Annotated in this window: 9 protein-coding genes; 5 read left to right on the plus strand and 4 right to left on the minus strand. The window is 66.2% G+C overall.

Annotated elements, in window-relative coordinates; all coding sequences use genetic code 11:
- The 4 genes from ftsY to EOA33_RS19250 all read left to right on the plus strand — a co-directional run.
- A partial coding sequence (gene ftsY, locus EOA33_RS40605; RefSeq protein WP_127406298.1) for a signal recognition particle-docking protein FtsY occupies window positions 1-1,621 on the plus strand: 1,621 nt, incomplete at its 5' end.
- 42 nt (window positions 1,622-1,663) lie between these two features.
- Window positions 1,664-2,329, plus strand: coding sequence for a septation protein A (locus EOA33_RS19240; protein ID WP_126057440.1), 666 nt, complete (start codon window positions 1,664-1,666; stop codon window positions 2,327-2,329).
- 69 nt (window positions 2,330-2,398) lie between these two features.
- Entirely contained in the window at window positions 2,399-3,019 is a 621-nt protein-coding gene (locus EOA33_RS19245; protein WP_126057439.1) for a pyridoxamine 5'-phosphate oxidase family protein, read from the plus strand.
- 32 nt (window positions 3,020-3,051) lie between these two features.
- Window positions 3,052-3,585, plus strand: a complete 534-nt coding sequence (locus EOA33_RS19250) for an NADPH-dependent FMN reductase (RefSeq protein WP_126057438.1) — start codon at window positions 3,052-3,054, stop codon at window positions 3,583-3,585.
- Between the two features lie 19 nt (window positions 3,586-3,604).
- Here EOA33_RS19250 and EOA33_RS19255 read toward each other — a convergent pair whose 3' ends face one another.
- Complete coding sequence (locus EOA33_RS19255) at window positions 3,605-4,522, minus strand: SMP-30/gluconolactonase/LRE family protein (protein WP_126057437.1); 918 nt, start codon at window positions 4,520-4,522, stop codon at window positions 3,605-3,607.
- A 286-nt stretch (window positions 4,523-4,808) separates the two neighbouring features.
- On the opposite strand from EOA33_RS19255, the gene EOA33_RS19260 reads away from it, so the two are divergent.
- A complete protein-coding gene (locus EOA33_RS19260; RefSeq protein WP_126057436.1) occupies window positions 4,809-4,976 on the plus strand; it encodes a hypothetical protein in 168 nt (55 codons plus the stop codon).
- A gap of 160 nt (window positions 4,977-5,136) precedes the next feature.
- Here the strand turns inward: EOA33_RS19260 and EOA33_RS19265 are convergent, their stop codons facing one another.
- The 3 genes from EOA33_RS19265 to ccmB all read right to left on the minus strand — a co-directional run bounded on the left by EOA33_RS19265 (window position 5,137) and on the right by ccmB (window position 6,693).
- Window positions 5,137-5,721 (minus strand): DsbE family thiol:disulfide interchange protein, encoded by a 585-nt coding sequence (locus tag EOA33_RS19265; protein ID WP_126057435.1) that lies wholly within the window; start codon window positions 5,719-5,721, stop codon window positions 5,137-5,139.
- Window positions 5,718-5,906, minus strand: coding sequence for a heme exporter protein CcmD (gene ccmD, locus EOA33_RS19270; RefSeq protein ID WP_126057434.1), 189 nt, complete (start codon window positions 5,904-5,906; stop codon window positions 5,718-5,720). The genes EOA33_RS19265 and ccmD overlap by 4 nt, the downstream gene beginning before the upstream one ends.
- A 121-nt stretch (window positions 5,907-6,027) precedes the next feature.
- Window positions 6,028-6,693, minus strand: coding sequence for a heme exporter protein CcmB (gene ccmB / locus EOA33_RS19275; protein ID WP_126057433.1), 666 nt, complete (start codon window positions 6,691-6,693; stop codon window positions 6,028-6,030).
- Between the last annotated feature and the right edge of the window lie 71 nt (window positions 6,694-6,764).

Below are 6,764 nucleotides of genomic sequence, written 5' to 3' on the forward strand. Positions count from 1 at the left end.
GGACCCGGCCACCCCGCCGGCACCTGAGCCGGTCGTTCCGTCCGAGCCGGAGCCGTTGCCGCAGCCCCTGCCGGAGGAAGAGCCGCAACCTGCCCCGGAGAAGCCGGAGCCGCCGGCACCGGAGGAAGTGCCCGTTCCGCCCGAACCTGCACCTGAGCCGGTGCCCGCGCCGCAAGAGGTACCGCAGCCGGAGCCGGCCTCGCCGGAGATCGAGCCTGCGCGGCCGGAGCCGCAGCCGGTGCCGGCGCCCGTCGAAGTGCCGACGACGCCCAGCGAAGTCCCGGCCGAGACGCCGGCACCGATCGAGGTGCCGCCGGCAGCGCCACGTTCTATCGAGCCATCTTTGGAGGTCGGCGCCGCCCCTCATCCGCCTGCCGGCACTTTCTCCCCGTATAGTGACGGGGAGAAGGAAGAAGCGCCAACGCCGACGCCCCCCTCGCGCCGTTCTTCACGGGCAGAGGGTGAGGGGCAGCGCCAGCCTGTCGAGGATTTGCCGCCACCGGAGCCTGCTCCGCCGGCGGAAATCGCTCCTCCGATTCGCCAGCCTGCGCCGGTCGAACCGGAGCGGATGGTTGCCGAGATTGCCCCCGAGCCGCAGCCGATCCCGCACACCCCGGAGCCAAAGCCCTCAACCGGCAAGATAACCGTCGCAAAAAAGGTCGAGCAGAAGGCCGAGGCGCAGAAGGCGCCGGAGCCGGCGCCGCGGCGCTCCTGGTTCCAGCGCATGCGGGACGGGCTTGCCCGCTCCTCGCGCGAGCTGTCGGGCAACATTGCCGGCGTCTTCACCAAGCGCAAGCTGGACGAGGACACTCTGCAGGACCTGGAGGACGTGCTGATCCGCGCCGATCTCGGCCTGGAGACCGCGCTCCGCGTCACCGATGCGCTGGCCTCCAGCCGCTACGGCAAGGACGTCTCCGACGCCGAGGTGCGCTCGGTCATGGCGGCCGAGGTCGAGAAGGTGCTGACCCCCGTCGCCCTGCCGCTGGAGCTCGACCTCACCCACAAGCCGCATGTCATCCTGGTGGTCGGCGTCAACGGCACCGGCAAGACCACGACGATCGGCAAGCTGGCCGCCAAGCTGACCGATGGCGGCCTGTCAGTGATGCTCGCCGCCGGCGACACCTTCCGCGCCGCCGCGATCGAACAATTGAAGATCTGGGGCGAGCGGACGAAATCGCCGGTCATTGCCTCAAAACTCGGCGCCGATGCCGCCGGCCTCGCCTACGACGCCTTCGAGAAGGCCAAGGATGCCGGCTCCGATGTGCTGATCATCGACACCGCCGGCCGGCTGCAGAACAAGGCCGAGCTGATGGCGGAGCTGGAGAAGATCGTGCGCGTGCTGGGCAAGCTCGATCCGGAAGCGCCGCACACCGTGCTGCAGACGGTCGATGCCACCACCGGCCAGAATGCGCTGAGCCAGGTCGAGATCTTCCGCAACGTCGCCGGCGTCAACGGCCTGGTGATGACCAAGCTCGACGGTACGGCGCGCGGCGGTATTCTGGTGGCGATCGCGGCCAGGCACAGGCTGCCGGTCTATTTCATCGGCGTCGGCGAGCAAGTCGACGACCTCGAACCTTTTTCAGCCAGCGAATTCGCCCGCGCGATCGCTGGCGTGGCTTGAACGATCCCAAAAGCGCCGACTTTCGGGACAACAAGGACTTCCATGAACATCCTCGAACGCGACCCGTCAGACCCGCAGAAACAGAAGAAGGAAGGCGTAAACCCGGTGCTCAAGCTGGCGCTGGAGCTCGGTCCGCTGATGGTGTTCTTCTTCGCCAATTCGCGCAGCGAATGGCTGGTGCAGAAATTCCCGGTGCTGGGCGAGCTCGGCGGGCCGATCTTCGTCGCCACCGGCCTGTTCATGGTTGCCACTGCGCTGGCGCTCATCGTTTCCTGGCTGCTCATCCGCACCTTGCCGATCATGCCCATGGTGTCGGGTGTCGTCGTCCTCATCTTCGGCACGCTGACGCTCTATTTGCAGGACGACGTCTTCATCAAGATGAAGCCGACCATCGTCAACACGCTGTTCGGCGGCGTGCTGCTCGGCGGCCTGTATTTCGGCAAGTCACTGCTCGGCTATGTCTTCGATTCAGCCTTCAGGCTAGACACCGAAGGCTGGAAGAAGCTCACCTTCCGCTGGGGCCTGTTCTTCCTCTTCCTGGCCCTCGTCAATGAAGTGGTCTGGCGGAATTTTTCCACCGACGCCTGGGTTACCTTCAAGGTCTGGGGCATCATGCCCATCACGCTTCTCTTCACCTTCAGCCAGATGCCACTGATCATGCGCCATTCGCTTGAGGACAAGGCTAAGGAGGAGAACGCTGGCAAATAGAGCAATTCCAGGAAACGTGCGCAGCGGTTTTCCGTCCGGAATTGCGGCAGAACAAGAGAGGGACGGGGCATGGAATTCCTCACCACGCGCGACGAGCTGAGGGCGATCTACAAGACGCCCCGACCGACCGATGGCCCCATCCGCAAGGAACTGAAGGCGCTTGACGGCCATTGCCGCTCCTTTATCGGCAAGAGCCCCTTCGTGCTGATCGGCTCCTCCGACGGCGCCGGCAATGCCGACGTAACGCCGAAAGGCGACAAGCCCGGCTTCGCCGCCATCCTCGACGACGCGACCATCGCCATCCCCGACCGGCCCGGCAACAACCGGCTGGACACGCTGGAGAACATCGTCCGCAATCCCTCGGTCGGGCTGTTGTTCCTCATTCCCGGCATGAACGAGACGCTGCGCGTCAACGGCGACGCCCGCATCACCGTCGATGCCGGCCTGCGCGGGCGGCTGGCCGTCGACGGCAAGGAGCCGCAGAGCGTCATCGTGGTGTCGGTCAAGGCCGCCTACATGCATTGCGCCAAGGCCTTCATGCGCTCGGATCTGTGGAAGCCGGAGACCTGGTACGACCGCGCGACGCTGCCGACGCTCGGCCAGATCATCCGCGACCAGCTGGCGCTCGCCGAGGCCGCCGGCGACATCGACCGCGAGCTGGACCAGGATTACCGGCAGACCATGTGGTAGCCTCGGGCACGATTCGCCCGGACAGTTCCCGCTTGCTCAACATCTTTGCCATTTCCGGCAGCCTGCGCGCCGCCTCGACCAATTCGGCGCTGCTCGCGGCGCTGGCTCAAAACGCGCCGGCCGGCTCCCGCGTGACCCTCTATGACGGACTTGGCCGGCTGCCGATCTTCAACCCGGACGACGAGGGCGAGCGCACGCCACCGGAAGCGGCAGCGCTGATCGAGGCCGTCACGGCGGCCGACGGCGTCATCGTCTCCTGTCCGGAATATGCCCATGGCGTGCCGGGCGGTCTGAAGAACGCGCTCGACTGGCTGGTGTCGCGCGACGCCGCCGTCGCCAAGCCGGCTATGTTCGTGCATGCCTCGCCGCGCTCGCTCTATGCGCGCGCCGCCCTGGCCGAGATCATGCGGACGATGTCGTTCGCGCTCCGTGAAGAAGCGGCGCTGGAAATCGCGCTGCTGGGCAAGAAGCCGCCGGAGATGGAGGCGATCCTGGCGGAGCCTGCGAACCGGCTGGCGATGAACGAGGCGCTCTCGGCCTTCGCCGGCTTCATCCGCTCGCGATGACACCGGCCGGGCCCATCGCTCAATACGTCTTGGCGCCGTTCACCATCAGCCAGACCACATAGAGCGAGGTGGTGCCGGCGATGTAGAGGCGGTTGCGCTTGGGGCCGCCGAAGACGCAGTTGGCGACGACGTCCGGCACCTTGACCTTGCCGATCAGCGTGCCGTCGGGATCGTAGCAATGGATGCCGTCGGCGGCGCTTGTCCAGATTCGGCCGGCCTCGTCGAGACGGAACCCGTCGAACAGCCCGGCCGTGCAGTCGGCGAAGACCTTGCCGCCCGAAACCTTCTTGCCACCCTTGCCGACGTTGAAGACGCGGATATGCGCCGGGTTCTTGGCGCCATGCGTGCGGCCGGTATCGGCGACATAAAGCAGGCTTTCGTCGAGCGAGAAGGCAAGCCCGTTGGGTCTCACCATGTCGGTGATGACGGCATCGATCTCCCCCGTGCCGGGATCGACCCGGTAGACGTTGCAGGCGCCGATCTCGCTTTCTGCGTGATTGCCCTCATAGTCGGTGTCGATGCCGTAGGCCGGATCGGTGAACCAGATCGAGCCGTCGGACTTCACCACCGCGTCGTTCGGCGAGTTGAGCCGCTTGCCGCGCCAATTGTCGGCGATGGTGATGACCGAGCCGTCATGCTCGGTGCGGCTGACGCGGCGGCCCGAATGCTCGCACGTGACCAGCCGGCCCTGCCGGTCGACGGTGTTGCCGTTGGAATTGCCGGACGGCTGGCGGAACACGCTGACACTGCCGTCGGTCTCGTCATAGCGCAGCATTCGGTTGTTGGGGATGTCGGACCAGACGAGGTAGCGGCCGGCGGCGAACCAGGCCGGACCTTCCGCCCAGCGGCAGCCGGTGAACAGCTTCTCCACCCGCTCGTTGCTGTTGACCAGCCGCGAAAAACGTGGATCGAGAACTTCGTAATCGGCGGCCGTCATGCTTTTCCTCCGGGCATTTCAGAATGCGCGGATCAAGCCAGTCCGCTAGCCAGAAGGCAATGTGCGAATACGCAGTTGCAATACAAAAAGGGCGAGAGTTGGCGTATGGCTTGTGGCCCGGCGACCAGCCCCGCGGAATTGACGTCGCATTAACCGGCTATGCGCCCAGCGCAATGGTGCATTGCAACATCTTCTTTTTGCAACGCACCAATCCTATGTCATGCTCCGTATCGATCAAGGGAGGAACAATTCGCCGCGGCAACGCGGCACGAAAGGAACCTCTACCATGATCTTCGACAACCTCGTCACCCGCGCTCGCACCAACATCGCCAAGCGCCGCCAGTACAACCGCCTCGTCGCCGAAATCGACAGCTTCTCCAGCCGCGATCTGGCCGACATGCGCGCCGACCGCTCCGAGATGCTCTACCAGATCCACAAGCAGATCTACGGCTGAGCTTTTCGGCCCAACCAGCTCCGCGCTGTCAGGCGCGTTGAGATTCAGGTCAGGCCGAGTCGAGAATGGTGGATTCCGAGAACCGGAGCGGAGCGTACTTAGGTACTGGAGCACCGGAAGCGCAGGAAGCCGCCGTTCGCAGGCCGGCATCACCTGGATATCAATGCGCCGCCAGCGCCTTTTCGATCTGCGGCAACAGCAGCGTCTCCGCCGACTCGGCGGTAATCGGCCCGACATGCTTGTAGGCGATCTTGCCGTCCTTGCCGACGACGAAAGTTTCCGGCACGCCGTAGACGCCCCAATCGATAGCCGCCCGCCCGGCCTCGTCGACACCGATCGCCTGGTAGGGATTGCCGACCTCGCCAAGGAAGCGCCGGGCGTTCTCCGGCTCATCCTTGTAGTTCAGCGCCGCCAGCACAAAACGCTTGTCCTTCGACAAAGCGAGCAGCACCGGATGCTCGTCGCGACACGGCGCGCACCATGAGGCGAAGACATTGACCAGCGTGACCTTGCCGGCGAACGACTTCGAATCGAGCCCCGGCAGCGTGCTGCCTTGCAGCGGTGGCAGATTGGTCTGCGGCGCCGGCAGGCCGATCAGCGCCGACGGCACTTCCGACACGTCGCGGCCGGACAGGAGCTGCGACAGGAACAGCCCGGCCAGCCCCAGGAAGATCAGCAGCGGCAGCAGGACGAACAGGCGACGCGCGCGCGGCGCCGGCGTTCCGGTTTCCGTGCTCTCAGTCATGATTTCGCGCCCTTGTCCTTGAGGGCCTCGCTCTTGTCGGAGCGCCGCCGCACGCCGGCGGCTTCGAGCTCGGCGAGATCGCGCTTGCGCCCGCGCTGGTCGATCAGGATCCATGCGACCAGCCCCGCCAGCACCAGCGCCGTAATGGCATAGGCAGCCGTGACATAGAGCGCATGCGCACTCATGCCCGCCGCTCCGCGCGGATGCGGCATTCCGGCCCGGCCATTTTGCCCTGCTTGTTCATGCCTTCCCTTAGCCTCGCCGTTCCGGCTTCGCAATTGGCCGCCGCGCCGCAGCCCGTATCGCTCAGTCCGTCCCATGGCGCAGCGCCAGCGCCGCCGCCGCCGGCCCGAGCACGGCAAGAAACAGCGTCAGCGCGGCAAGAATGAGGAAGGGCTGCAGGAACGGCGCTGGGTCGGCCACCGCGCCATAGCTTGCCGAGACGCCGAAGATCAGCACCGGAATGGTGAGCGGCAGCACCAGCACCGAGATCAGCAGCCCGCCGCGCGGCAGTGCCACCGCGACCGCGGCGCCGGCCGCCCCGATCAAGGTGATGGCCGGCGTGCCGACGAGAAGCGTCAGCGCGGTGGCGCCGATGCCGGCCGGCTCCATGTTCATGAACAGCCCAAGCAGCGGTGCGGCGACCACCAGCGGCAGCACGCTGCCCGCCCAGTGCGCCAGGCATTTCACCAGCACCGTCAGCGCCAGCATGTGGCGGTCGTGGCCGAGCACCAGAAGATCGAGCGAGCCGTCCTCGCGGTCGGCCTGGAACAGCCGGTCGAGGCCAAGCAGGCAGGCGAGCAAGGCCGCGATCCACAGGATCGCCGGGCCGATACGGGCAAGCAGGTTGAGGTCCGGCCCGACGCCGAACGGGATGGTGGCGATGACGGCGAGGAAGAAGATGACCCCGGTGAGCGCGCCGCCGCCGGCACGGATCGAGAGGCGGATATCGCGCAGGAAGAGGGACCCCATTATGGTGCGGTCCCCTGGGTAGGTGTGCGTTCCTTCGCGCCCCCCTCTGGCCTGCCGGCCATCTTCCCCAC

It is taken from the genome of Mesorhizobium sp. M4A.F.Ca.ET.050.02.1.1 (genome assembly GCF_003997725.1).
Classification (GTDB): domain Bacteria; phylum Pseudomonadota; class Alphaproteobacteria; order Rhizobiales; family Rhizobiaceae; genus Mesorhizobium.